This is a genomic window from Brakhagea slesvicensis (assembly GCF_052161625.1).
In the GTDB taxonomy this organism is placed as follows: domain Bacteria; phylum Planctomycetota; class Planctomycetia; order Pirellulales; family Pirellulaceae; genus JBKCUI01.
On sequence record NZ_CP197412.1, the window covers coordinates 3,663,581 to 3,687,771 of the forward strand.

The 24,191-nt window shown below is 54.6% G+C and carries 17 protein-coding genes; 1 reads left to right on the forward strand and 16 read right to left on the reverse strand.

Annotation, left to right across the window (positions count from 1 at the left end):
- Positions 1-32: 32 nt before the first annotated feature.
- From SH467x_RS13900 to rpiB, 5 genes are all read right to left on the reverse strand, one after another.
- Complete coding sequence (locus SH467x_RS13900; protein WP_482367710.1) at positions 33-1,697, reverse strand: hypothetical protein; 1,665 nt, start codon at positions 1,695-1,697, stop codon at positions 33-35.
- On the reverse strand, positions 1,694-2,758 hold the full coding sequence (locus SH467x_RS13905) for a DUF2062 domain-containing protein (RefSeq protein ID WP_482367711.1): 1,065 nt from the start codon (positions 2,756-2,758) through the stop codon (positions 1,694-1,696). The genes SH467x_RS13900 and SH467x_RS13905 overlap by 4 nt, the downstream gene beginning before the upstream one ends.
- A 176-nt stretch (positions 2,759-2,934) precedes the next feature.
- Positions 2,935-4,104 carry a GTPase gene (locus SH467x_RS13910; protein ID WP_482367712.1) on the reverse strand — a complete coding sequence of 390 codons (1,170 nt, stop codon included), beginning with the start codon at positions 4,102-4,104 and terminating at the stop codon, positions 2,935-2,937.
- 915 nt (positions 4,105-5,019) lie between these two features.
- The gene (locus SH467x_RS13915) at positions 5,020-5,496 is read right to left on the reverse strand and encodes a hypothetical protein (protein WP_482367713.1); all 477 of its coding nucleotides are present in this window, start codon (positions 5,494-5,496) and stop codon (positions 5,020-5,022) included.
- Positions 5,497-5,686: 190 nt separating this feature from the next.
- A complete protein-coding gene (gene rpiB, locus SH467x_RS13920) occupies positions 5,687-6,175 on the reverse strand; it encodes a ribose 5-phosphate isomerase B (protein ID WP_482367714.1) in 489 nt (162 codons plus the stop codon).
- Between the two features lie 284 nt (positions 6,176-6,459).
- Here rpiB and SH467x_RS13925 point away from each other — a divergent pair, with 284 nt between their 5' ends.
- Positions 6,460-8,253 carry a 30S ribosomal protein S1 gene (locus SH467x_RS13925; protein WP_482367715.1) on the forward strand — a complete coding sequence of 598 codons (1,794 nt, stop codon included), beginning with the start codon at positions 6,460-6,462 and terminating at the stop codon, positions 8,251-8,253.
- Between the two features lie 1,477 nt (positions 8,254-9,730).
- On the opposite strand, the gene SH467x_RS13930 is transcribed toward SH467x_RS13925, so the two are convergent.
- The 11 genes from SH467x_RS13930 to SH467x_RS13980 all read right to left on the reverse strand — a co-directional run bounded on the left by SH467x_RS13930 (position 9,731) and on the right by SH467x_RS13980 (position 23,828).
- Entirely contained in the window at positions 9,731-10,138 is a 408-nt protein-coding gene (locus SH467x_RS13930) for a cytochrome C oxidase subunit IV family protein (RefSeq protein ID WP_482367716.1), read from the reverse strand.
- 68 nt (positions 10,139-10,206) lie between these two features.
- Positions 10,207-11,334, reverse strand: a complete 1,128-nt coding sequence (locus SH467x_RS13935; RefSeq protein WP_482367717.1) for a cytochrome c oxidase subunit 3 — start codon at positions 11,332-11,334, stop codon at positions 10,207-10,209.
- 50 nt (positions 11,335-11,384) lie between these two features.
- Positions 11,385-13,067, reverse strand: a complete 1,683-nt coding sequence (locus SH467x_RS13940) for a cytochrome c oxidase subunit I (RefSeq protein WP_482367718.1) — start codon at positions 13,065-13,067, stop codon at positions 11,385-11,387.
- 56 nt (positions 13,068-13,123) lie between these two features.
- A complete protein-coding gene (coxB, locus tag SH467x_RS13945; RefSeq protein ID WP_482367719.1) occupies positions 13,124-14,110 on the reverse strand; it encodes a cytochrome c oxidase subunit II in 987 nt (328 codons plus the stop codon).
- 142 nt (positions 14,111-14,252) lie between these two features.
- On the reverse strand, positions 14,253-15,131 hold the full coding sequence (locus SH467x_RS13950) for an SCO family protein (protein WP_482367720.1): 879 nt from the start codon (positions 15,129-15,131) through the stop codon (positions 14,253-14,255).
- Positions 15,132-15,152: 21 nt separating this feature from the next.
- Positions 15,153-15,470, reverse strand: coding sequence for a hypothetical protein (locus SH467x_RS13955; RefSeq protein WP_482367721.1), 318 nt, complete (start codon positions 15,468-15,470; stop codon positions 15,153-15,155).
- Between the two features lie 15 nt (positions 15,471-15,485).
- Positions 15,486-16,733, reverse strand: a complete 1,248-nt coding sequence (locus SH467x_RS13960; RefSeq protein ID WP_482367722.1) for a quinol:cytochrome C oxidoreductase — start codon at positions 16,731-16,733, stop codon at positions 15,486-15,488.
- Between the two features lie 62 nt (positions 16,734-16,795).
- Positions 16,796-18,295, reverse strand: coding sequence for a quinol:electron acceptor oxidoreductase subunit ActD (locus SH467x_RS13965; protein ID WP_482367723.1), 1,500 nt, complete (start codon positions 18,293-18,295; stop codon positions 16,796-16,798).
- Between the two features lie 85 nt (positions 18,296-18,380).
- Entirely contained in the window at positions 18,381-19,847 is a 1,467-nt protein-coding gene (gene nrfD / locus SH467x_RS13970; RefSeq protein ID WP_482367724.1) for an NrfD/PsrC family molybdoenzyme membrane anchor subunit, read from the reverse strand.
- Positions 19,831-23,136, reverse strand: coding sequence for a TAT-variant-translocated molybdopterin oxidoreductase (locus SH467x_RS13975; protein ID WP_482367725.1), 3,306 nt, complete (start codon positions 23,134-23,136; stop codon positions 19,831-19,833). Before SH467x_RS13975 ends, nrfD begins: the two co-directional genes overlap by 17 nt.
- A complete protein-coding gene (locus SH467x_RS13980) occupies positions 23,133-23,828 on the reverse strand; it encodes a cytochrome c3 family protein (protein WP_482367726.1) in 696 nt (231 codons plus the stop codon). The genes SH467x_RS13975 and SH467x_RS13980 overlap by 4 nt, the downstream gene beginning before the upstream one ends.
- Positions 23,829-24,191 lie beyond the last annotated feature (363 nt).

A 24,191-nucleotide genomic window follows, 5' to 3' on the forward strand; every position in this document is an offset into this window, starting at 1 on the left:
CCTGGAGAGTTGTGGATAGCTGGAGTGTAGAGTTATCGTGTTATCGTCGAAGTGGAGACGCCTGCTCGGAGGTGTTCCCCTTCGCACTCCGTCACGCGTAAGAGCAAGTCTTCGAGTTGTTGATTCCAATCGGATTGACGCTGGTTCATCGTTTCTTCCATCGCCAAAGTGCGGCGGCGTATGTTTTCGCCCTCTTGAGAAACAAGCGACTTCGTTTTCGATTGGGTGGCAAGAAACCGCTCCTCGATAGATCGATCCCACTGTTGATCAAACCACTGGACCAACGGAGTGATTTGATCCATCGAAAGGTCCCAGGCGTCTGCACCGTTGGAACGAGATGCGGACTCGATCGCAATCATCTCGTCCGGGGATGGGAGCAGCGAATCTCCCTCGATATCGCCCAGATTGGGCAACCGTTTCGAAACCCAGCGACCCGACAGAATGATCTTGGACTGGATTTGGTTGCCATCCCAGTTTCGCTGCAGTTGGATGCGAGCCTCGGTTGTTTCTCGATCCACGGAGATGCGAAGGGACGGGTTTGTCGCATCGGGCGTTAGTCTCTCTGCCAATGCGCTCGTGTGTGTTCCCATCTCTGGGGCCGTCGATGGCGAGGCATCTGCTACTCCCCATTCCATATGAATTCGGGCGCGATCGGTAAGGGAGCCAGCCGTTGGATTGGCCACTTGAATCACCATCGGTTCCCGCGTTCCCTCGTGCTCCATGGCGCCCGAGATTCGGCATTGTAGGACCTGTGAATGTCTCGGTCTCAAATCCGGCAACAGAAGATCTTGATCAATCGAACGATTGCTGAGGGTGGATTGCGATTGTGATGGAATCGGTGAATCGAGAAAGGATGTGACCGCAAATTGGAGAAGTTTTGTATAAGGGAGTAACTCCTCTTCCGCATCCGCAACGGCTTGCTTTACGGACTCTTCCAAAAGCGAAGAGGTCGCGACTTCGGGCTTCGGGATGGACTGCCGCAACGCCTGGATCGATTCATTCAATGACGAGATGGTCGACTCGCAGTCCTTCGCACCTTGTTTTCGCTGCAGGCGCTCTTCCGCGAGAAGTTGTTGGATATGGTTTGCCTCCGAGCGGATCTGTTCTAATCGTTGCGAGGCACGAAGCGGATTGGGTCTTCGGGTTGGATCTTGGAAGGCCGCGATCTCGGAATGCAGGCGTGAGATCCGCTCGTCGATCGACAACGAACGGGATTGGCTCTTTTGTTCCGATTCTTGAATTTGCCTGCGAGCCGAATCCAATTGGGATTCAATCGAGGATTCAAACGCACTACAAGCCGCACGGAATGCCGTGAGCGACTGAGTGGCTTTCGAAAAGTGTTCGGTGGCGAAGGAGTTCGATTCTTCGGAGCGGGTGCTGCCCGTTGGTCGCATCGTGATGAGGAATCCTTTTCCTACCATCGATTCGACAACGCTATCTCGGTACCAAAGGCTTTCGCGATGGAGTCTCAAGTCAACTTGGTTTCCCTGAATGCATAGATCGGGGCGATCGATGCGAAGGCCGAGCAGCGACAGGCTGGTGCGAGGCAGCGAGACTTCCACCTTGGCGATCGAAGCTTGAGCATTCCAGGAGTGGGCGATCCGCTTGGCAATGGAATCGGAAAGCACAGGTCCGATGCTAACGACTCCCGCACCCAGTACGAGACCGATTGTTAAAGCCTTGCGACGCCAACTCATGCAGTCTTCTCCGGCTCCTTGCGAGCATCTCTCGAACCATGAATGTGTTTGAGAAGGTGTCGAAGAGCTTCTTCTTTGGATCCAGGGTGGCTGATGATGTGCGTTTTCGATTTCGTTAGTGCATCGGGCGGCAACGGATGCCCAGCATCGGAACGAAGCGTTCCCGTTTCGGATGGCAATGATCCATTCGAGGGGAATCGGGAAGCGAACGAGGTGGCTTGGTTCATAGAGTTGGTGATTGGTTGAGAATGAAGGTGCGACTCCTCGAACTCCGGATCAGATCCGCCATCGGTTCGAGGTCGTTTGTAACGAACAACTTCAATAAACGTTTCATGCAGGACTCGCTCGATTTGAGGCGTTTCCATCGAGGTCTCGAGCACTCGCTCCAATTCCTCGACGATCGCCATAGCCTCTTCACGCGATGAGACTCCATCGGAATAAGGTGAGAGTACTGGAGGCAAGCTCGGTGCCCGAGAGATCGCAGTCTGCGCCACGGGGCTCGGCAGATTCAAGTCGATGTTGGAGGGGGTAACTATCGATGGCATCGATTCCTCCCATCGTCTCCCGGTTGGCTTGGGGCGCCGTACAGTCGCTGCAGCGAGTTCGATAAACTCAAGTCCAATTTCCGTTCGAGCCGCGCGCAGCGCGATCCATCTCGCCACGTAGTAATGCGGTAGCCAAAGCGTGATACCGACGGCCAGTCCCCCGGCGACAAGCGTGTTCTCGAGGCGAGTCCAAGGGAGCAGCGGCCACTGGTACAACTGGGAAACCAAGATCCCAACGAGAGGCATCCCAAGTACTTGCTTTCCGATCGCGTGAACCCATGGGTCCGACAACGGGCTGATCAGCAAACCAAGTGTGGCAAACGCGCAAGCGATCAAATGGTGGATGGGTAACATCGCGATTGCGAGAAGCAGCCCGAGCGCGACGAGATTGTCCTTGGGGATCAGTCCCAACATGATGCCGAAGGAAGCTCCCGCAGCAATGGCTTGGGGGGTTCGATGCTCGGATAGAAGCTTACCCCATGCCGTCGATTTCTTCTCCGTCGCAACATCTACCATCTGGTGAAACCGTGGCTCGCTCGCGTCGAGGTATGACAGCCCAAAATCGTCTACTCGTTCAACATCGGACCGGATATCCGAAAAATCGAGCAGAACTGACGCTAAACGCGGAAATCCAACTTGGCGATTATGCTAGCGATTCCAGGTTCGTATTGAACTCAAATGGAGTCACCGACCTACATCCTTCTCACTCGCGAGGTGTCCAAGCTACGGAGGGCTTCTGCACGGAGACCGGATTGCAGCATTTGAAGGCAATTCCTCAACCGGTCGAAGTGATTGGGAAGAAACGGGATGGGTGTCCCTTTGGGGGGGATTTTGGGTACCAGCAAATCCTCGATCCGGGACATCAATCGGTTCATGGAGGATGGATCATGGATGGAAACATGTACGCAGGGTACGGAGTCCGGCGGTGGTGAAACGTCTTGGTTTGCAAGATCGCATTTGGTGTGAACCACGAGAAGCCGTTTACCTGACGTACGGGCCAGGATGCGTTCATGGTCGTCAGACCATCCGGTGTCGCGAGGGACGAGGAGGAGAATCGCGTCAGCGCGTGCAACTGCCTCCAAACTGCTCGCGACCCCTTGTTGCTCGATAGCGTCGTCCGTTTCTCGCACGCCAGCGCTATCGGTCAGCACAACCGGCCACCCCCCCAGACTGGTTGCTTCCGGAATCAGGTCGCGTGTGGTTCCTGCTGACGCATGGACGATGGTGCGATCGTAACCGAGAAGCTTGTTGAGCAGACTGCTTTTGCCAGCGTTCGGCGGACCCGCTAATACGACTTGCCAAGGTTCCACGAGGCGGAGGCCGAGGGGTTCCCAGTGGAGAAGGTTTTGAAGGCGAGACATCGCATCGGGATCGCGATTCTGGTGTATCGATTGCCTGATCGTCTGGATTTCGCGAGCTAGGGCTCCGCGCGCTTGATCGATCAAAATTCGGGTGACGGCGAGGGACTTCGCTTGCAATAAACTTCGTGTCGCATCGACGGAGAATGCGTCGGGTTCGAAAAACCGAAACGTATCGTCGGGGGGCGCGATTTCGAATCCGTGGCGAGAGAGCGATTCGAGGATGGCATTCGATGCGCTGGGGCCCCCATGGCAATGCAGTTCGAAACGTTCGTCGCCGGTGCGACAGAGGACGATCGATTCTCCGGCCGCCGTGTCGTGTTGGGGAGAGAGCGAACCATAGCGAATGCGGTTCATGGCAGGCATCTTTTCGACCGATCCCAAGTTCGGACACCAATGCAATTGCAGCCATCCCCAAGCCTCGGGACCTTCCACCATCAGGACGGCGATGGCAGCGGGTGCAGAGGAAGTGATCCGATAGGCTCGCGAAGGGGGATTTGTCATCGATGCGTTACGGTTGTTGTGTTCCGTTTGTTTTGGGATGGGTGGCGTCCGACAGGCCTCGTCCTAGCATGTTGGAGTGGCGATCAACGAGCTTAACGGAGGGATGAAGAGTCGCCTACATGTCGGTTCTTCGCGTCGAGATAATTTTTGGCATGGGAAGCGGAGTGGCTGGGATGGGAAGGGAAATCAAGGGAGTCGGGAATGCCATCCCATCCCTTTAGGATTCTGTTTTACGCCGTTGCCAAAACGGGGATGAAAAGGAGTGAATATCGGTGAACTTTAATCCCCGTGGGTCGATCTAGACATACCTACTTGTTTGGAGCATGATGCCATGCGAGCAGGGATGTGATGGATCAATTGTTTTTTGTAAGGTTCCTCGTTTGTGACTCTCAGTTCGGCCTCAGCGGAGCGAACGCCTACCGCTATTTTCTTTTGTGCGACGACTTACTTTGTTCATTTTTTGTCATTGGGATTTAGTTCGTTCCCGCTACAAACGCATCTGAGAACGCAGCTAAGTCCTGCGACGGCGAGCGTGTTAGCGGGCCTGATTCCCATCGCGGCTTGCACGACTTACTTTCTTTTTCGCTTTGCGGAATCAAAAGGTTGGATGCACCATCCTCAGCGCGCTTTATTTGTTGCCGCCATCGGAGTGGCGATGATGCAGGGGATGTTGGGTTACCGATTGGAGGCCATCGCCCAGGGGAGTGCTTTCTTTGGGCCGGCGATCGATGTGGCTCTCTGTTTGCTCCTACTCGGGGCAGCTCAATCCAGTGTGATGACGTTGCTCAATCATATCGGTGTCGCGACGATGGGCTCGCTTGCGTACACCGTGCGCGCGGCGGGATCGGCCGGTTACATGTTTGCCTTGATGGTGATGGGGGCGATTAGCGCCGAATGGTTTATTGTCGAGAAACATCACTTGTACGTCGGCTCGGTGGTGAGCGCGATGCACTGTGGTTTGGCCGCGGCGGCTTGGTGGCTGGTGCCGGTTGTGGAAAAAGAGCCTGCCGCGCAAGGCAGCCCGGCGGTGCGGGCCACGACCTCGTCGGTTAGTTGGGAGTGGATCGGATTGCTGGCTCTCGTTTGGCTGGTCGCCATCTGCGAAATGTCGTACGGGTTGTATTCGCACGAGTTCTTGACCAAGACTTTTGGCGGCCTGGGGTACTTTGTCTTTGCGGGAGCGGTCGCGATCGAAATTGCCCTTTTGATGGCGATGCCGATGTTTCCTCGATTGAAGAGCAAGCTTCTCTTCGTCGGCCCGCTCGGGTGGATGATCTTGTTCGCGGGCTGCGTGACGGCGATGACCGGCATCCCTGCGTTGGGATGGTGCGGATTATTCCTAGCGTTGAATTGCCCGTTCCAAATCTCTGCGAACGAACATGCCCATCGCATGAAGCCGTCGGTGATGGGAGTGGCGTCGATGACGCTGGCCCAGTCGCTGGGCTACATCACCGCTGCAGGGCTAGCTTCGGGAATCGCCAAGTGGTCGGAAGGATTCTTCAGCGACGGAGGATGGAGTATTCCGGGAATGCCTGCTCCCCTGTGGGCAGCGGTATTCCTCTCAGCGGCTGCCGCGATGGCGCTAGCGCTTCGAAAACTCGCCCGCCAAGACGCGACGCTCGATGTCCACGATTTTGGCCAAGCGAGCTGCGTGGCGGGGAGCGGGACTGTAGCGTGCGTTCAGGAATGCTCGGACGATTTCGAAGGCGACTTCCGGGCCGATCACGCGAGCGCCGATGCACAAGACGTTCATATCGTCGTGCTCGACCCCTTGGCGGGCCGAGTAAGTGTCATGGCAGAGGCTAGCGCGAATACCGGGGAATTTGTTGGCCGCTACACTTACACCGACCCCGGAGCCGCAAACCAAGATCCCGCGGTCGATCTCGCCAGCGATCATTTTGGTAGCGACCGCCTCGGCGAAGTCCGGGAAATCGCATGAATCGGAGGAGTGGGTTCCGCAGTCGATGACCGACACGGCCATTCCCTCCAGCATCGTTCGCACTTCGTTTTTCATCGAAAAGCCAGCGTGATCACCTGCGATGGCGTAACGAAGGGTGGATGGTTGCCCCATGAGTATTCACTTGCTCCGTTTTCGACGAAGCAATCCGAGAGTCGCTGTTGCTGGGAAAAAGAAAGACTGATACACTCATCAGCCTTCGTGTTTTCTGATTTTTCCGGGTTTGCTTTGGGCAGGTCCGTCAGGAGACGAGTACTCTAACCCCGCCGCGTCGCAGTCCGTTTCAAAACTTTATCGCCAAGAAGGAATCCCGTAAATCGATCTTTTGTCGGTTGTAGTTTCTTTCCTATGCGTCTAGGTCGACTCCGATCGCGTGCCTATTCAGGACATCTCTACGCATGGTCAACCGCACTCTTATCCGCTCTTTGGAAGACGAACTCTTAGAGCAGGAACTCGACATGATGTTCGGCGATACCGCCGAAGAACTCATTCTCGATTCGCTCGAAGATGCCAACCGACAGTTCGACGTCAACCAAATCGTCGAAGGTAAAATCGTTGAAATCAACGATGAATTCGTCGTCGTCGACGTCGGGTTCAAGAGCGAAGGTGCTATCCATAAGAACGAGTGGGAAGAAGGGGAGCCACCACCGCAGATCGGTGACACGGTCAAGGTTCTGATCGAAGAAGTCGAAGATCAGCACACCGCTCCCGAAGATTCCCGAGCGATGATCAGCCTCAGCAAGAAGAAGGCTGAAAAGATCATCCAGTGGGAAAAGATGATGGCCTCCGTGCAAGAGGGCCAAGTGGTCACCGGTACCGTCATTCGCAAGATCAAGGGTGGTTTGCTGGTCGACATCGGCGTCAATGTCTTCTTGCCAGCTAGCCAAGTCGACATTCGCCGCCCCAACGATATCGGCGATTACATCGGCCGAGTCGTGCAGTGCGAAGTCCTTAAGATCGACGAAACCCGTCGCAATATCGTTGTCAGCCGCCGATCCCTCATCGAGAAGCAACGCGAAGAAGATCGCGAACACCTCATGGCGGAACTCGAAGTCGGACAGATCCGTAAGGGTATTGTCAAGAATATCGCCGACTTCGGCGCATTCGTCGACTTGGGCGGTATCGATGGTCTGCTCCACATCACCGACATGAGCTGGGAACGCATCGGTCACCCAACCGAAATGGTGGCGATCGATCAAGAAATCGAAGTCAAGATTCTTCAAATCGACCGCGAAAAGCAAAAGATCGCTCTTGGTCTCAAGCAAAAGCAAAACAACCCTTGGACCAACATCGCCGACAAGTATCCAGTCGGTTCGACGGTCCCGGGCGAAGTTGTCAATGTCATGAGCTACGGTGCGTTCGTGAAACTCGAACCAGGCATCGAAGGCTTGGTGCACATCTCCGAAATGTCGTGGACCCGCCGCATCAACCATCCAAGCGAAATGGTCCAGATCGGCGACAAGATCGACGTCAAGATCCTCGGGGTCGACGCACAAGGCCAACAGCTTTCTCTCGGTATCAAGCAAACCCAAAGCAATCCTTGGGATGTGGTTTTGGAAAAGTACCCAGAGAACGCGGAAGTCACCGGCAAGGTTCGCAACCTTACCAACTACGGTGCCTTTATCGAACTCGAAGAAGGAATCGATGGCTTGCTCCACGTTTCCGATATGTCCTGGACTCGCAAGATCAGCCATCCGAGCGAAGTTCTCACGAAGGGACAAGTGGTCAAGTGCCGTGTCCTCAGCGTCGACCAAGCTCGCCGCCGAATCGCGTTGGGACTCAAGCAACTCGACGACGATCCATGGAACACCACCATTCCTGCCAAGTACCAACCAGGACAGTTGGTGAGTGGCAAGGTAACGAAGATCACCAACTTCGGTGTCTTCGTCGGATTGGAAGATTCCTTGGAAGGACTCCTTCACATCTCCGAATTGGCTGACCACAAAGTGGAAAACCCAGAGGATGTCGTGAAGGTTGGCGACGAGATCGAAGTGAAGGTTCTTCGCGTGGACAGCGACGAGCGAAAGATTGGCCTCTCTCGCAAACGCGTCGATTGGTCCGAAGAGCAAATGCAAGCCGAAGCGGAGAAAGAAGCTCAGCAAGCGGCGTCTGCTGCCAAGTCGGAGAAGCCAGCCGTTGAGCTCAAGGGTGGTCTCGGAAGCGATGGTCCTCTCATCGCTCCTCCAACCTAATCAGCCAATCCTATTGGCATCTAACGATTGCCAATCCGATCCAACAAAGGCCTGGGAAAAACTCCCAGGCCTTTTTGTTTGGTATCGGTGCGGGAGGTTTCTCGCCACGGCGCCACGGCGCGGGCGGAAGCGAAGGAGCGGGATGTCTTACGTGATCCCCGTTGCGAGCTTTGCGCCTTCGCGAGCAACCTACTTCTCCCTTGTGGTTATTGGCCTAAGAAGGACTAACCGCGGAGATCGAGGAGAGGCGCGGAGGGTAGGCTCATGAAGACCAAAGAAACCAGAGGCCGGATAATCGATGCCGCGATGAAGGGTCATACACTGCTCGTCCCTCCCATCCCGTAGTTCCAACTGGACAGACGTTTACGTTTGGAGATGTTGGCTAAAGGAGATTGGAGCGGGCTGTTTCTCGCCACGGCGCCACGGCACAGGTGGAAGCGAAGGAGCGGGATGTCTTACGTGATCCCCGTTGCGAGCTTTGCGCCTTCGCGAGCAACCTACTTCTCCCTTGTGGTTATTGGCCTAAGAAGGGCTAACCGCGGAGATCGAGGAGAGGCGCGGAGGGTAGACTCATGAATACCAAAGAAACCAGAGGCCGGATAATCGATGCCGCGATGAAGGGTCATACATTGCTCGTCCCTCCCATCCCGTAGTTCCGGCTGGACAGACGATTACGTTTGGAGATGTTGGCTAAAGGAGATTGGAGCGGGAGGTTTCTCGCCACGGCGCCACGGCGCAGGCGGAAACGAAGGAGCGGGATGTCTTACGTGATCCCCGTTGCGAGCTTAGCGCCTTCGCGAGCAACCTACTTCTCTCTTGTGGTTATTGGCTAAGAAGGGCTAACCGCGGAGATCGAGGAGAGGCGCGGAGGGTAGACTCATGAATACCAAAGAAACCAGAGGCCGGATAATCGATGCCGCGATGAAGGGTCATACATTGCTCGTCCCTCCCATCCCGTAGTTCCGGCTGGACAGACGATTACGTTTGGAGATGTTGGCTAAAGGAGATTGGAGCGGGAGGTTTCTCGCCACGGCGCCACGGCGCAGGCGGAAACGAAGGAGCGGGATGTCTTACGTGATCCCCGTTGCGAGCTTAGCGCCTTCGCGAGCAACCTACTTCTCTCTTGTGGTTATTGGCCTAAGAAGGACTAACCGCGGAGATCGCGGAGAGGCGCGGAGGGTAGGCTCATGAAGACCAAAGAAATCAGAGGCCGGATAATCGATGCCGCGATGAAGGGGCATACACTGCTCGTCCCTCCCATCCCGTAGTTCCGGCTGGACAGACGATTACGTTTGGAGATGTTGGCTAAAGGAGATTGGAGCGGGAGGTTTCTCGCCACGGCGCCACGGCGCAGGCGGAAACGAAGGAGCGGAATGTCTTACGTGATCCCCCGTTGCGAGCTTTGCGCCTTGGCGCGACACCTTCCTCGCCCCTCCCAATAAGGGGCACCACAAAGATAGGGTGCCCACGATTCCAACTACTCGCTGGTCTTGACCAAGGTCGATTTGGGGGTCGAGTTTTCCAAGATCTCGTTCTTCGGGTCCATGATCAGTCGCTCGTTGTATTGTTGAGAGTCCATGAGCGTGAACCCCAAGAACAACGCTACGAAAATCAAACTACTAAAAATCGCGATGGCATTGAGAGGCTTGTCCCAAACCAAGTGCATGAAGAACGCAATCACCAAACCCGCTTTGATCGTTGCGATGATCAACGAGAATACGATTTCCAAATCACCGAGGTCAAACTGCGCCTGGAAGACGGTCAAAAACGTCAGACCCAACAACGCGAAAAACACGGCCAAAAGCATCCAAACCGGCATCGGGTGTGAAAATTCACCCTCTGCATGTCCATGGCCTGAATGAGTGTTGGAATGGGTATCTGCCATCGAAGGTCTCGTGATTGATTGCGTTTACTGGATTGCTTTAAAGAACGGAGATGGATTCAAAACCCTTGCTAGGTGATCAAATACAACAAGGGGAACAGGTAAATCCAAATAAAGTCGACCAAGTGCCAATAAAGGCCCACGTTGTCAACCGGTCCGTAATACTTCGAATGAAACTCTTCCCGCGCCGCTTTGACGATCAACCAAGAAATCACCAGCATTCCACCGATGATGTGGACTGCGTGTACACCTGTCATGCAGTAGTAGATGCTGAAGAACAATCCGGCCATACCTTGGTTGTTCACCGCAGCGTTGGGAATAGCCGACTCTTTGGGGTCCACAAACACGTCATGCAATGGGCTGGTTCCCGTGGAGACCAACGCCACCGAACCATCGGTCGCTGGCGTTGCATTGGCTGCTACGGTCCCGGCCTCTGCGGTCGCCGATCCCTCCGTGGAATGATCCCCCTCGTGGCTCGAGTGTTCCGCATCGGAGTGATCACTATGACCTGCGTCCGCATGGGCCCCATGCGAATCACCATGGTGCTCACCACCTTCGATAAGCTGCCCCAGTTTGATCCCACCGAAGAAACACAATCCGGCTACCACCAATGGGCCGGCAACGCGCTGATGGAACTTGTTGGCCATCACCAAGGAATAGACGTAATACACCGCGAACAGAGCGGTAAGAATGGCAGGAACAATGCAAATGGGAGTGAGGAAATCATAATCCGAATGGTACCCATTCTCCATTTGTGCGACATACATCCGACCGGGCAACAATCCGAGTCCCCATTTGTGGGTGTACTCAACCGACTTCACTCCCAAAAAGATCGCTGCACATCCGAGCGTTGCTCCGAGCATGCCTACCAGCAACTTGTGCTGCTTCAACTGCGCGGCACGCACGGCCCAAGCCATCGTGAGGGAGCTAAACAAAAGCACCCCTGTGTTGATGGCTCCTAATTTTTCGTTCAAGAACGTACTGCAAAATTCGAAAACCTCCGGATTGCGATTGCGGTACAAAACGTACGCGCAAAACATCCCCGAAAAGAACAGAATTTCGGTGACCAGGAAGAGCCACATCCCGAGCTTCCCAGAATCGAACTGCTGTTCAGCATCGTCGAAGTGGTGGGCTAACCAAGAGGGATGGTCGTGATGCCCATGATCATGTCCATCCGTGTGTGCGGCTACTTCTGTCATGTTTTCGCTTATAGGATTTTTTCGAATGAAACGTCGTTCGGCTGCTTGGACTACTTCTTTTTCTTGTAGTATCCACCCGTTTTGCCATCGTATTCCACGTTGGCAAAGTCATAGGGATCGCCCACTGCAGGTGGGTGGCTGAAGTTATCGTGGGGAGGTGGCGAAGCACATTCCCATTCCAGCGTCGCTCCCCCCCAAGGGTTCATCGGAGCCTTCTTTCCATAGAACAAGGAGTGAAGCAGTACCAATCCCGCAACCAGCAGTCCGAATCCAAGGATGCAAGCCCCAACGGTCGACAACTGGTGCAGCGACTGGAACTCAGGAACGTACGACGCATACCGTCGAGGCATGCCCCGAGTTCCCAAGACAAACTGTGGCAAGAAGGTGAGATTGAATCCCACGAACACAATCGCTCCGGAAACGATCCCGGCCGCATCGTTGAACATCTTTCCAGTCATCTTCGGCCACCAGTGGAACAGACCACCGAGGAACGCCACCAACGTACCACCCATCATCACGTAGTGGAAGTGAGCGACGACGAAGTACGTGTCGTGAAGGTGCATGTCGGTCGAAAGAGCGCCGAGGAACAAACCGGTCAATCCACCAATGGTGAACAGGAAGATGAACGCAAGTGCGTAAATCATGGGCGTATTGAGCGCCACCGTTCCCTGATACATCGTTCCAAGCCAATTGAATACCTTGATCGCCGACGGGATCGATACCGTGAAGGTCAACGCACTGAACACGATCGTGGTGACGTCGGCCATCCCCGAAGTGAACATATGGTGCCCCCATACCAAAAAGCCGAAGAGAGCGATCGCAATCGAGCTGTAGGCGATCATTCGGTAACCAAAGATCCCCTTGTGACTGTGTACGCTCATCAGTTCACTGATGATTCCCATCGCTGGAAGAATCATGATGTAAACAGCAGGGTGCGAATAAAACCAAAAGAAGTGCTGGAATGTGACCGGGTCACCGTTCAAGGCCGGGTCGAAAATCCCGATCCCGAAGGTTCGCTCCAAGGCGAGAAGCAGAACGGTGATGCCCAATACTGGCGTTGCCAATACTTGAATGATCGAGGTCGCATACAATGCCCAAAGGAACAAAGGCATCTTGAACCAAGACATTCCGGGTGGACGCATCGTGTTGATGGTCACGATGAAATTCAATCCGGTGAAGATCGAACTGAAACCGAGAATGAAAACGCCAATCGTTGCCGCTTCGACCGCACTTTTTGCCTCAATACTGTAGGGCGTGTAAAAGGTCCAACCGGTATCGATTTGGGTCGAGAAGAGTGTGTAGGCGAAGAAGATCAAACCCGTAATCCAAAGGTAGAAACTACCCAAGTTCAATCGGGGGAAGGCCACGTCCTTCGTTCCCAGCATGATGGGCAAAAGGAAGTTCCCCAAAGCGGCTGGGATACTCGGGATGATGAACAAGAACACCATGATAGCCCCGTGCAACGTGAACACGCGATTGTACGTTGCGTTGGTGAGCCATGCCGCTTCAGGGTCTTGATTGGGGGTCCACAGGTGGATGCGGATCGCCAAGGCGAATACCCCACCCAGGAAGAACGCGAAAAGGATCCCGGCCAGATACATCATCCCAATTCGCTTGTGATCCAGCGTCAATGCCCAGCTCAAGAAACCGGACGAGTGATTGAGGTAATGATGCTCGGTCGCACCGTCGTGCGTAGTCGTCGGCGCTGTTATCGGAGTCGTAACGGCACTCATGAATCTATATCCTTAAAAGTCTGTCAACTCGTTGTGTTCGGAGGTTGGGACTCAGCCTACTTGGCTGGTGTCCCGGCTGTTTCGAGCGATTGAATGAACGCGATCAGCGCGTCGATTTGCTCGTCCTTCAGCTGTCCTTTGTAGGAGGGCATCGCGGAGGCAGTTTCGTAACCTTTGCGATGGGCCGCTGCTGGATTCAAAATCGATTCGCGAACGTAGTTCTCATCAAACTTGACCTCGCGTCCATCGGCCAGGGGAACCTGCTTGCCCCACGAGCCATTGTAGCTTGGTCCCGGTCCCTTGGATCCCTCGTTTCCTGCGTAATGACAACCCTTGCAAGCCTTCCGTTCGTAGAGCCACTTTCCTCGCTCCACGATGTCTTCAGGCTCCTTGACCAGCTCGGCTAGCTTGGCCGCGTACTTCTCGTCGGACATCACTTCGACCTTCGTGATCATGGTCGAGTGGTTGTCCCCGCAATACTCCGTGCAGAACAGGTCATAGATCCCCTCTTTGGTCGGGTGGAACCACATGTACTGGTACCGACCAGGAACCACGTCCCGTTTCGCACGGAAAGCTGGGACGAAGAAGCTGTGCAACACATCCTTGGATTGCATCGTCAACTTGATGTCTTTTCCGACGGGTAAGTACAAAACCGTGCTTTCAGCGCCGTTTTGCTTGTACTTGAACGACCAGTTCCATTTAACAGCCGTCACTGCGACATCGACCGTGTCGTCGGGCATCCGGGTCATGTCCAAAAACCCAATCATCCCTTCCCAGAAAATCCAAACGACGATAAACGTCGGGACGACTGTCCAAGTGATCTCAAGCGGGGTGTTGTGCAGGGCCTCTGGCGACCCTTTGTAGCCCGGCCGCTGCCGAAATTTCACCATGAAATACAACATGGCAATCACGATCGGCACGAAGAACAAAATGCTGATCCAAAGAATCGCCATGTACAAGAAATCTACTTGTTTGGCGAAAGTCGATGCAGCTGGCGGGAACCAAAAACCGGCTGCTTCATCGGCTAAAAATGTGAAGTTCATACTACGCTTTGGGTCAAAAGGAACGGGCGCTTCGCGACGCCGGATCTCTAAAGTGTACTCAATGAGGAAAAAAACGACGCGTGACGAATTGTCACTCCCGCCGCCGTTTCCATCGTGTTATCCGCGTACCGATCGGGTTCGTTCACTCGCTTTGCCCGCCCGAAGCCCTGAACGGCTGGGGGTCGGCAAACCGACTTTGCTTCCGTTGACGCGAAAGCCAAAATGGAACCAATCCGATCAAGCCAACGACTACGAAGCCCCCCGCTGTAACCGAGAGGAGTATCCTAGCGCTGGCGGAATATCTGTTTTCATTCGCATCGTAGTGACTGCACCACAATACGAAACGTTCAAAACTGCTTCCAATCTTTCCTTCCCCCGCTTCGATCAACGCCATGCGAAGGGTTTCCCCTCGAATGAAGCCGACTTCGTAAAGGTACCGCGTGATCCGTCCCTGAGGAGAGAGGAATATTGCAGCTGCGGAATGATTGAATTGCTTGTTCTTTGCGTCGTAGGTGTACCGGAACCCGACGGAGTCGGCCAACTGAACGATGTTGGCCTCGGTGCCCGTCAGAAAAAACCAACCCTCCGGAGAGTGATGGTCCTCTAAATCCTCTACATACTTGACGCGTGTACTGGCCGCCTTTTGGATCGACTCGCTGGGGTCAATGCTGAGCGAGACCATTTTAAAGTCCTCGCCCAACTTGATGCCGCTCACATCGTTGACTCCCTGAATCATTCCATTGAGCTGAGCAATGCAAAGTCCAGGGCAGTTGCTGTAATTGAGCGTCAGCAAAATCGGCTTCTTGTCTTCCAACAACTTCCGAAACGTAACCGTCGCCCCTCGGTGGTCCGCGAACGTCAAATCGAGAGGAATCTCCCCATCCAACTTTTCATCCACTCCGACGCCGATGAGGTTCCTTGGAATCTCGTCGCGGAAGTCCCCCCATACATTACCGGCGCAGCATGCAATCAGCATCCAAGATGCAACTGCAAGGCTTCGGAGATGGTTTGAGAGGCTCACTATCAAGGTTCTTCACCCGTCCTACTTTTTGGAATACTCCTGAATGACCAGTTTCTTCGCTTCGTCGATCGGAATCATCAAGACTTCTTTCATCGCACCCGGCGTCGCCGAAGCTTCGTCGAGAGCTTGACCCTTCTTGTAACCGTTCAGGGTTGCGAGTTGTTCACTCTTAACCTGCCCAGGAGTGTCCGAGCTCCGGTTTTCCTTGCGAGCGTCCTCATAATTCACCATGCTGTAGGTCAGCGCTTGCGTTCCTTGCAAAACAATCACCAACACGACGATGCTCAAGACCGTTGCGTAAGCGATCATGTTGGTGTTCAGGTCGTCGTAACGTGCCATGTTCTTATCGTTGAATTAAAGGAGCGGATTGGTGTAGGTAAGTGCTTCTGGCAGCCGAGGGTCACGCATAGCGACCAAAGGTACCCCGGAAGACCGGATGATGAAAAATGCGGAAAGCATCAGGAGCATTCCGACGCCCCCAACAAAGTGACCGACGAGAGGCAACACGGGGAGTCCACCAGGCACGTTCGGCATGACCAAATAAGTCATATCCATCCAGTGAACGACGATCAGCCAGCAAGCCCAGAAGTAAAGACCGGTTCGATGGCGACGCACGTGGTGACTCATCAAACCGAGGAACGGGATGATGAAGTGGACGAAAATGAGTCCATAGGAGAAGTACTCCCATCCCCCCATCAACCGAACCTTGTACCAGTAAGTCTCTTCGGGGATGTTACCGTACCAGTACAGCAGCAACTGGGAGAAGGCGATGTAGGACCAAAACATGACAAATCCAAACATGAATTTGCCCATGTCGTGGTAATGCTCGATCGTCACCAAATCCTTGATCTTGCCTGCATTCTGCAGATTCATGCAGAGGACGACCATCAACGCAAAGAAGGCCATCATACTCGCGGAGAAGATGTAAACGCCGAAAATCGTGCTGTACCAATCCGCGTCAATGCTCATCACCCAGTCAAACGCAGCAAAGCTGGCGGTCAACGAAAAAACCATGACCATGGGGCCGGCCCACTTTTGACGGTCGATCGACAGCTCGACATCGCCGGTCTCATCCTGCGCGCGGCTCTTGTTGAAATACCACAAGGCAATACCGCTCAGAAGTCCGATGTAGAGAACCGTTCGGAAGGTGAAAAAACCACGCTCCAAATATCCTACCTTTGCCCGGATCACCGAGTTCTCAATCGCTTCCGCCGACTGGTTCCATTCGTAAAGGCTGATGTCGTTGGCGAACAACATCAAGAGCACGGGGACGAACAAGACAGCCGACCAAGGAAGGACCGCCATCAGGATCTCCGCCACCCGACGAATGGAAGAACTCCATCCCGCTCGCGTCAGAAACTGTATCAAAATGAAAAACAATGCACCCAGCGAAAAGGAGAACAAGAACATGAAGTTCGACAGGTACGAGTGCATCACGTACTTTGTCGCCGAAACTCCCGGCACGTTTGCCGACTTGCCACCCACGAAGCAAAGTCCAGCTCCCACTACCAAACAGATCAAGGCAGCGGATATTAGAAGCGGCGCCTTGGCCTTCCAGGTCTCTGGAATCTGAACGGTTTCTTGGTCGTATTTCAAACTCATGTTTATGGTCTTCGAAACGAATTCGGTTAGGTGCGTCAAGTACCAGCAATCGGGGAAAGCAACTACTGCGCCGCTGCAGGGGTGGCCGCAGCAGGAGGTGCCGCAGCGGGGGCAGTTGGTTCTGCGCCCGCTGCAGGAGCTACGGACTGAATCTCCGACCGCTTGTCAACGGGGATATCGTCGATGCTCGCGTTGCGTGATTTCTGCAATGCCTTCACATACAAAGCGACTGCCCATCGCTCTTTCGGAGTCAGCGATGCTGCGTACGCGGGCATCTTTCCTTGGCCCTTCGTGATGGTATGGAAAATCTGTCCGACCGGTTGGGCTCGAACGCGATCGATGTGCATGGAGGTGGGGGGTAGCCAGTAGCCTTGAGCCAACGCATCAGCACGCTTGTGAACCAAGCCATCGCCAAAGCCGGTGTAGCCGTGGCAAGCTGCACAATAAGTCTGGAACTTTGTTTCTCCCAGCTTCATGTTCGCTTCGTTCGCTTCGATCGGAAGCTGCTCCAACCAAGGCAACGCCGGTCCGCCCGTCGCTGCCGCAGGGGCTGTCTGGGCTGTCCCACCCGTCTGGGCTGCCCCGCTTGGAGCACTCACAGGTGCGGCAGGCGATGCACTATCGGAAGTCGAGCCAGCTGCCGGTTTGTCCCCATCTTGAAGTGACACAAGCCGCGTTGCACTGGCTGCTGCAGTCGTAGCGGCCAGCTTCTCTGGATCGTATCCGAGATAGAACGAATCGGATTCTTCCAACTGGCCGCGAGCAATCGTGCCTGCCACCTGGGGACGCATCGTTCGACCATCCGTAAAAATCGTGGTCGTTTGCTGCGCTTTCTTCTTGGGCTGGAAATCCATATCGAAGAAAACGTGAAATCGTGGTTTCGTGCTGTACCCAGCTCGCATGTTGAGGACGATCATCGCCGGAATCAAACCGGTCAAAACCAACAGCAACGCGCCGAGCCATATCGCTTTGGGCATCGCGGCAGGAGAGGAGTCTTCGATGACCTCTTCCAAGTGATCGGGGGATGCTCCAGCAAGCAGCTCACGAACCGATTCTCGGTTGTAGTACTTGTCCTTGGCACTCACATACAAAAAGAACTTGTCGTCGGTGGCCCGGTCGAATCGGGGGCTGGTGAACACTGGATTGCTAAATCGCGGCAATCCATTGAGGGCGATCATCCCAAGAAACGTAGAGAAGGCCGAGAACAAAATGGTCATTTCGAACGCGACGGGAATCGACGCTGGGGTGATGCCAAACGGCTTGCCCGAAATGATGTACATGTAGTCGACCCCGTTTGTCCACCACTGCATCAGCAGAGCCAGACCCAGGCCGGTCAACCCGCAGCACAACACAATAAATGGCAGCTTGGTCGGCTTGATCCCGAGCGCATGGTCGATCCCGTGAACGGGAAACGGCGTGAACGCATCCGTGTCGGTGTATCCGGAATCGCGAACCTTGCGAGCGGCCTCGAGCAGCTTGTGCTCGTCGGAAAACTCCGCCATCCAGCCAAACGCTCGTGGGGGTCGGTTCCCATTCGTTGTCTTTGGCTTGTGATCACTCATAGTACGATCGTTAGGTATCGGTTGATAAATGGATTGGTAAGGTGGGGTAGGTCCAAGACACACCCCTCGCGTTCATTTGGAACGTTTAGTGGTGATGCCCGCCATGCCCGTTGGAATGGCCATGTCCCAGCAAGGCAGCTTGCGCGTGCTCGGAATGCTCGGTGGAGGACATGACACCCTTCACTTCCGACATGGCAATCGTCGGCAAATAACGGCAGAACAGCAAGAACAGGGACATGAAGACACCGAAGCTTCCGAAGAACATCAACCCGTCGAAAATCGTCGGCTTGAAGTAACCCCACGAACTGGGCAGGAAGTCTCGGCTCAACGATGTAATCGTGATCACAAATCGCTCGAACCACATTCCGATATTCACAAAGATCGAAACGATCACCATCAATATCGGAGTCGTTCGTATTTTCTTGAACCAGAAGAGTTGCGGCGAAATGACGTTGCAGGAAACCATCGTCCAATACGCCCACCAATAGGGGCCGAACGCTCGGTTGAGGAACGCGAATCCCTCGTATTGGTTCTGGCTGTACCAGGCGATGAAGAACTCGGTACCGTACGCTAACCCGACCAAAGACCCCGTTGCCAGAATGATCTTGTTCATGTTGTCGAGATGCCGGAGGGTGATCAGATTCTCAAGCTTGTAAATCTTTCGAACTGGCACTAGCAGCGTCACCACCATCGCAAATCCCGAGAAGATCGCCCCGGCGACGAAGTAGGGTGGGAAAATCGTCGTGTGCCAGCCAGCGACCTGGGAAACCGCGAAGTCGAAGCTAACAACCGTGTGCACCGAGAGAACCAATGGGGTAGCCAACGCCGCTAACAACGTGTAGGCCTTTTCGTAACGAAGCCAATGGCGAGACGAGCCGGTCCAACCAAGGCAAAACAGACCGTAAATGAAACGCTTGAAAGGACTCTTCGCGCGATCTCGGTAGGTGGCCAAGTCAGGGATCATTCCCATGTACCAGAATACCAACGACGTCGACGCGTAGGTACCAACTGCGAAAACGTCCCACAAAAGCGGGCTACGGAATTGCGGCCACATCCAAAGATTCAAACTGGGATAAGGCAACAACCAAAATGCCAACCAAGCTCGACCGACGTGAATGCCAGGGTAGATGGCTGCGCAAACGACCGCAAAAATGGTCATCGCTTCTGCGGCTCGGTTGATGCTCGTTCGCCAGTTTTGGCGGAACAAGAAAAGAATCGCCGAGATGAGGGTCCCGGCGTGACCGATACCGACCCAGAACACGAAGTTTACGATAGGCCAAGCCCAAAAGACCGGGTTCTGGTTACCCCAGATACCAACCCCCGTGAAGATCAAATACCCGATCAGGGATAGGAACATCACAGCTGTTACCGACGAGAACCCGAACAGCACGTACCAAAGCATCGGCTGAGGCTGCTCTGCCACACGGCAAACCATCTCCGTAACCGAGCTGTAGGTCTGATTCCCCGTAATCAGCGGAGATCGTCGCCCCGGAATATCAACCGTATTGTCAATTTCACGAGGGTTGTAGGAAGTACTAGCTATGGTGGCCATGGTCACCTGATTCTTGTGAGTGGTCATTCGAATGTCCGTGGCCATGGCCTGGACGGTTCGGATTGATTTGGATGGAGGTGGCTAGACGCTTGGGCACGTTGCGAATGCGGGAAAGATACAGCGTTCGCGGTTTGATGTTGATCTCTTCGAGAACCGCGTACGATCGTTCATCTTGATGCATCTTGTAAACCCGACTGGATTTGTCATGCAAATCGCCGAAGACAATCGCTTGGGTCGAGCAGGCAGCTTGGCAAGCCGTGATGACATCCCCGTCGTGGATCCGCCCATCTCCCTTGGTCTTCGCGGTGATCTTCGCATTCTGGACGCGTTGGATGCAGTAGGTGCATTTTTCCATCACGCCCCGACCTCGAACCGATACCTCAGGGTTGAGCACCAACGATTGCAGCTTCGCAGAGGCTTGCTCGCGTTTGTCCTGCCAACCGTAGAAGTAACCGTACTCGGTGTTGTAGTTGAAGTAATTGAAGCGACGTACCTTGTAGGGGCAGTTGTTACCGCAATATCGAGTTCCGATACAGCGGTTGTAGGCCATCGCATTGATCCCTTCTTCCGTATGGACTGTTGCAGCCACCGGGCAAACTTGCTCGCAAGGGGCGGTCTCGCAGTGTGCGCAGGCCATCGGTTGCGTCACAATCGTCGGATCAATCGGATCCTTGAACGAACCTTCCTCGTAGGTGCGATCGAAATCGCACTGGAAGTACCGATCGATGCGAAGCCAGTGCATTTCCCGGCTTCGAATCACTTGCTCTTTGCCAACGATCGGAATGTTGTTTTCGGATTGGCAAGCCACCACGCATGCGTTGCAGCCGATGCACTTGTTGAGGTCGATCGCCATCCCCCACTTGTAGTTCTCGTCAACCTTTGGTTCCGTCCAAAGGGACTCGTTCTCGAAATGGTGCTCCACGATTTCGCCGGTGAACCCGACGTTCTTCTTGTACTCGTCGAGCGTTCCTTCCCGAACCAGCTGGGGCGAGCGCTTCGCATTCTCTCGCATTCCACCTTCGTCTTCGAGGGCGAAGTGGTCTTGAGTCGTCGCGAGTGGATAAGGCTTGGTCGTGTTACGGACTTGAACGCCCGTGTACACAGCCGCTTGATTCCAGCGACGGAACGAAGCCAAATTCGTTCCAACTCCGCTCCCAATCACCCCGGCTTTGCTCTTCGCACGCCCATATCCCGTGTTGAACGTGAACGATCCTTCCGCATGTCCTGGGATCAAGAAAACGGGGAGCGTTACTTTGGAATCGCCTGCGGTGAAGATCGCCAGCTCGCCATGCTTCAGCCCAAGCTTTCGAGCGGTTCCGATCGAACAAAACGCAGCGTTATCCCAAGTCAGCTTGGAAATCGACTGCGGGAGCTCCTGCAACCAACCATTGTTGGCCAAGCGACCGTCGTATACGCACTCACTCGAGCGAACCACTACCTCCAGCTTGTCCTTGTTCAACGCCAATTGAACGGCACCATCCGGCAGCTCATAAGTGGTTGTCGATACCTCACCAGCCGATAAAGCCTTCGCGTCGGTCTTCAACTCGCCCGCAAAAGCCTTCGCTTGGCTGTCGGGCAAGAAACCACTGTGAAGTACTTCTTTCCATTGTCGCTCGGACAGAGAACCACCTGCAATCTGCTTGGCCGTTTCCATCACGATCTTCTCACCGGCTGTTTCCGGTAGATTCGCCAAGATAGCGAGCAACTCGATCGCCGACTTTCCTTCCAACAACGGGGAAATCATCGGCTGACCAACCCCATACGTCCCGTCGTGCGATCGAACGTCTCCCCAAGCCTCCAAGGGATGGGTGGCTGGGATCGACCAACTTGCAAGGTCCGCGGTTTCGTCGTCGTGATTGGCCCAATAAACCGTATTGCCAATCTTCTTCATCGCATCCGCCAAGGCGACATCGCCTGCGACGGTATAGACCGGGTTGAATGCAAAGATCCAAAGAGATTGGAACTGCCCCGCTCGATTCACGAAATCATCTAGCTTGATCGTTTCGACCGAAGCCAACTCATCGGTCACCTCCGTCAGCAACACCGTCTTGCCGATGTTCCCAAGCTTTGCATTGATGCGTAGCGCGGCAAGCTGCACGTTGAGGTCCAAATGCGAGCCGACGCAAAGGACTGCTTCACCCTTGTGACTGAGCAGATCGGACGCGATCGATTCGATCACGCGCTGTACCTTTTCGTCGTCGGTCAGGCGATTGAATGTCTTTTCCTCTTCCTTGTCTTCCACCACCGTCCCCTTGTCGATCGCCTCCTCAATTTTGCGAAGGAAGACGGGGATTTGGGACGATTGGAGGGCAAGTCGGAAATCGGACGCGGTTCCGGTGACCGAATACTGGGGCTCAATGCTGTAGAGCCGGTTCATCCACTCCCCGTCGGGAGAACGGTGATTGGTGAACTGACGCGAATAATGCACTGCATTGGGATCTTCGCCCAAGATATCCGCGTCGAGCGCGACGATAATTTTCGCCGCATCCAGATTGAAAGATAGCGACGCATTGCCGGCACCGACGGCATCCAAAGCCTTGGCCACTTTACCCGAGTAAATGGATTCGTATTTGACAAAGGTCGCTTTGGGCAGCTTCGCCTTGACGTCCGCCAAGGTGCGACGCATCGAGGGGCTTTGGGTGGGCTCGAAAACGATCGCCAGCCCTTCTCCGCCGTTCGCCTCAAGCTTCGTTCGCTCTTGAGCGACGTACTTACCGAAGGCGTCCCAAGCCGCAACGCGATTCTTGGTTTCGTCTTTGTCGAAGGCCTCGGGAGCAACGCCTGGCTTCGATCGGAAGAGTGGTGCAGGAATGCGATCTTGGTCGTAGAGAGACAAGATCGACGCTTGTGCGAAGGTACTTGTCCCGGCCGATCGGAGCTTTGCATTTTCAGCAAAATCCTTGGGCTGGGAATTGGCGTAAGTGGGATGGTCCGGATTCCCGTCCACCTTGATCGGTCGCCCCTCGAGATTGGTGATCAAGGCATTGACCACTTCGCCGGCGAACTCGAAGTTCGTTGCAAAGAATTCCGGGAGACCGGGAACTCGCCCCTCGGGCCGCATTACGAAAGCAGCGACCTCTTCCCGGTTGTACCGGCATCCCGCCAAACCGCCGAGGGCCAGCGACGCCCCCATCATCTGAATCCAGCGTCGCCGCGACACTCCTTCGGGGAACTCCGAAGCAGCCTGCGGGAACTCGCGGGTCAGAAATTGTTCGAACTCGGGAGTCTTTTGGAGCTCGTCGAGACTACGAAAATAACGCTGCTGATGATCTAGACCGGTGAAGCTCATCGGTGACACACCGCACAGTTGGTTTGAGGTTTGATGTTGTTTTCTTCAATGAGCTTCTTGCCCAAAGCAAGTTGCTCTTCCTCGGAGCCGGCGCTCCAAGCCAAGTTCGTCACTTCTTCGACCGGTCGGATGTGGGGCGCTGGATTGCGATGGCAATCGATACACCAAGTCATCGACTGGTCTTTTGCCTGGTAAACCACTTCCATCCGGTCGACACGACCGTGGCAAGTCACACAGGAAACCCCTCGCGCGATGTGAATGGAGTGGTTGAAGTAGACGAAGTCAGGAAGGCGATGGATTCGGATCCAGTCGACCGACTCCCCTGTCCGCCAGCTCTCATGCACAGGTTTGAGCTTTGGGCTCTCGGAATGGACAGCGGAAAGCGCTGGAGAACCAGCCGAACTTTTTGGGCTGTGGCAGTTGATGCACGTCTGCGTGGCCGGAATCGTCGAGTGGGCAGATTTGTCAACCGAGCTATGGCAGTAGCGGCAGTCCATTTTGAGTTCGCCCGCATGAAGGGCGTGACTAAACGGAACGGGCTGCTCCGGGCGGTAGCCAGTATTGAGCGTGACCGGGCTGGTCGCCCCGAGGAACAATACGCTGGCGTATGCGCCGCCACCCGCGATCAACACGCCGAGCAGAGCCAAAAGCTTGTTGGTCCACCTTGGGAACAAGAATCGTTGCATGGTCATACGGTATCTTTTCTCTAGTGCATGTCAGGGCTGCGCGTTCCAGGATTGCCGTCGAAGGCTTCGTGGACAGCCGGTAACCTAGATGGTCTGGATTGTGAAATCCGAACGATCCGCGCGTTTTTCCAACATGGTTTCGCGAATTTCGCAAGAGTTTACAAACTACCCAGAAGGAGCGAAAGGGATGCACGGGAAAGTTGCTTTTGTCAGGCTCCCCTGTTTCGACATTATTCGAACCGAAATCTTGGAAATCCCTTCGCAGAATCTTCGATGGACAAATGGTCGCATCGGACAAGTGTTTGAAATAGGATTCCCAGAATAGAGCGATACTCCTCTTCAAGCTCCAATCGCAAAGCCTCAATTCCC

Coding starts and splice junctions, on each gene's coding strand:
- coxB (WP_482367719.1), bottom strand. CDS start 14,110: ATGAACTTCACATTTTTAGCCGATGAAGCAGCCGGTTTTTGGTTCCCG.
- SH467x_RS13980 (WP_482367726.1), bottom strand. CDS start 23,828: ATGACCATGCAACGATTCTTGTTCCCAAGGTGGACCAACAAGCTTTTG.
- SH467x_RS13910 (WP_482367712.1), bottom strand. CDS start 4,104: ATGACAAATCCCCCTTCGCGAGCCTATCGGATCACTTCCTCTGCACCC.
- SH467x_RS13905 (WP_482367711.1), bottom strand. CDS start 2,758: ATGGTAGATGTTGCGACGGAGAAGAAATCGACGGCATGGGGTAAGCTT.
- SH467x_RS13955 (WP_482367721.1), bottom strand. CDS start 15,470: ATGGCACGTTACGACGACCTGAACACCAACATGATCGCTTACGCAACG.
- SH467x_RS13930 (WP_482367716.1), bottom strand. CDS start 10,138: ATGGCAGATACCCATTCCAACACTCATTCAGGCCATGGACATGCAGAG.
- SH467x_RS13965 (WP_482367723.1), bottom strand. CDS start 18,295: ATGAGTGATCACAAGCCAAAGACAACGAATGGGAACCGACCCCCACGA.
- nrfD (WP_482367724.1), bottom strand. CDS start 19,847: ATGGCCACCATAGCTAGTACTTCCTACAACCCTCGTGAAATTGACAAT.
- rpiB (WP_482367714.1), bottom strand. CDS start 6,175: ATGGGGCAACCATCCACCCTTCGTTACGCCATCGCAGGTGATCACGCT.
- SH467x_RS13925 (WP_482367715.1), top strand. CDS start 6,460: ATGGTCAACCGCACTCTTATCCGCTCTTTGGAAGACGAACTCTTAGAG.
- SH467x_RS13960 (WP_482367722.1), bottom strand. CDS start 16,733: ATGAGTTTGAAATACGACCAAGAAACCGTTCAGATTCCAGAGACCTGG.
- SH467x_RS13975 (WP_482367725.1), bottom strand. CDS start 23,136: ATGAGCTTCACCGGTCTAGATCATCAGCAGCGTTATTTTCGTAGTCTC.
- SH467x_RS13935 (WP_482367717.1), bottom strand. CDS start 11,334: ATGACAGAAGTAGCCGCACACACGGATGGACATGATCATGGGCATCAC.
- SH467x_RS13915 (WP_482367713.1), bottom strand. CDS start 5,496: ATGCGATGGGCATGTTCGTTCGCAGAGATTTGGAACGGGCAATTCAAC.
- SH467x_RS13900 (WP_482367710.1), bottom strand. CDS start 1,697: ATGAGTTGGCGTCGCAAGGCTTTAACAATCGGTCTCGTACTGGGTGCG.
- SH467x_RS13940 (WP_482367718.1), bottom strand. CDS start 13,067: ATGAGTGCCGTTACGACTCCGATAACAGCGCCGACGACTACGCACGAC.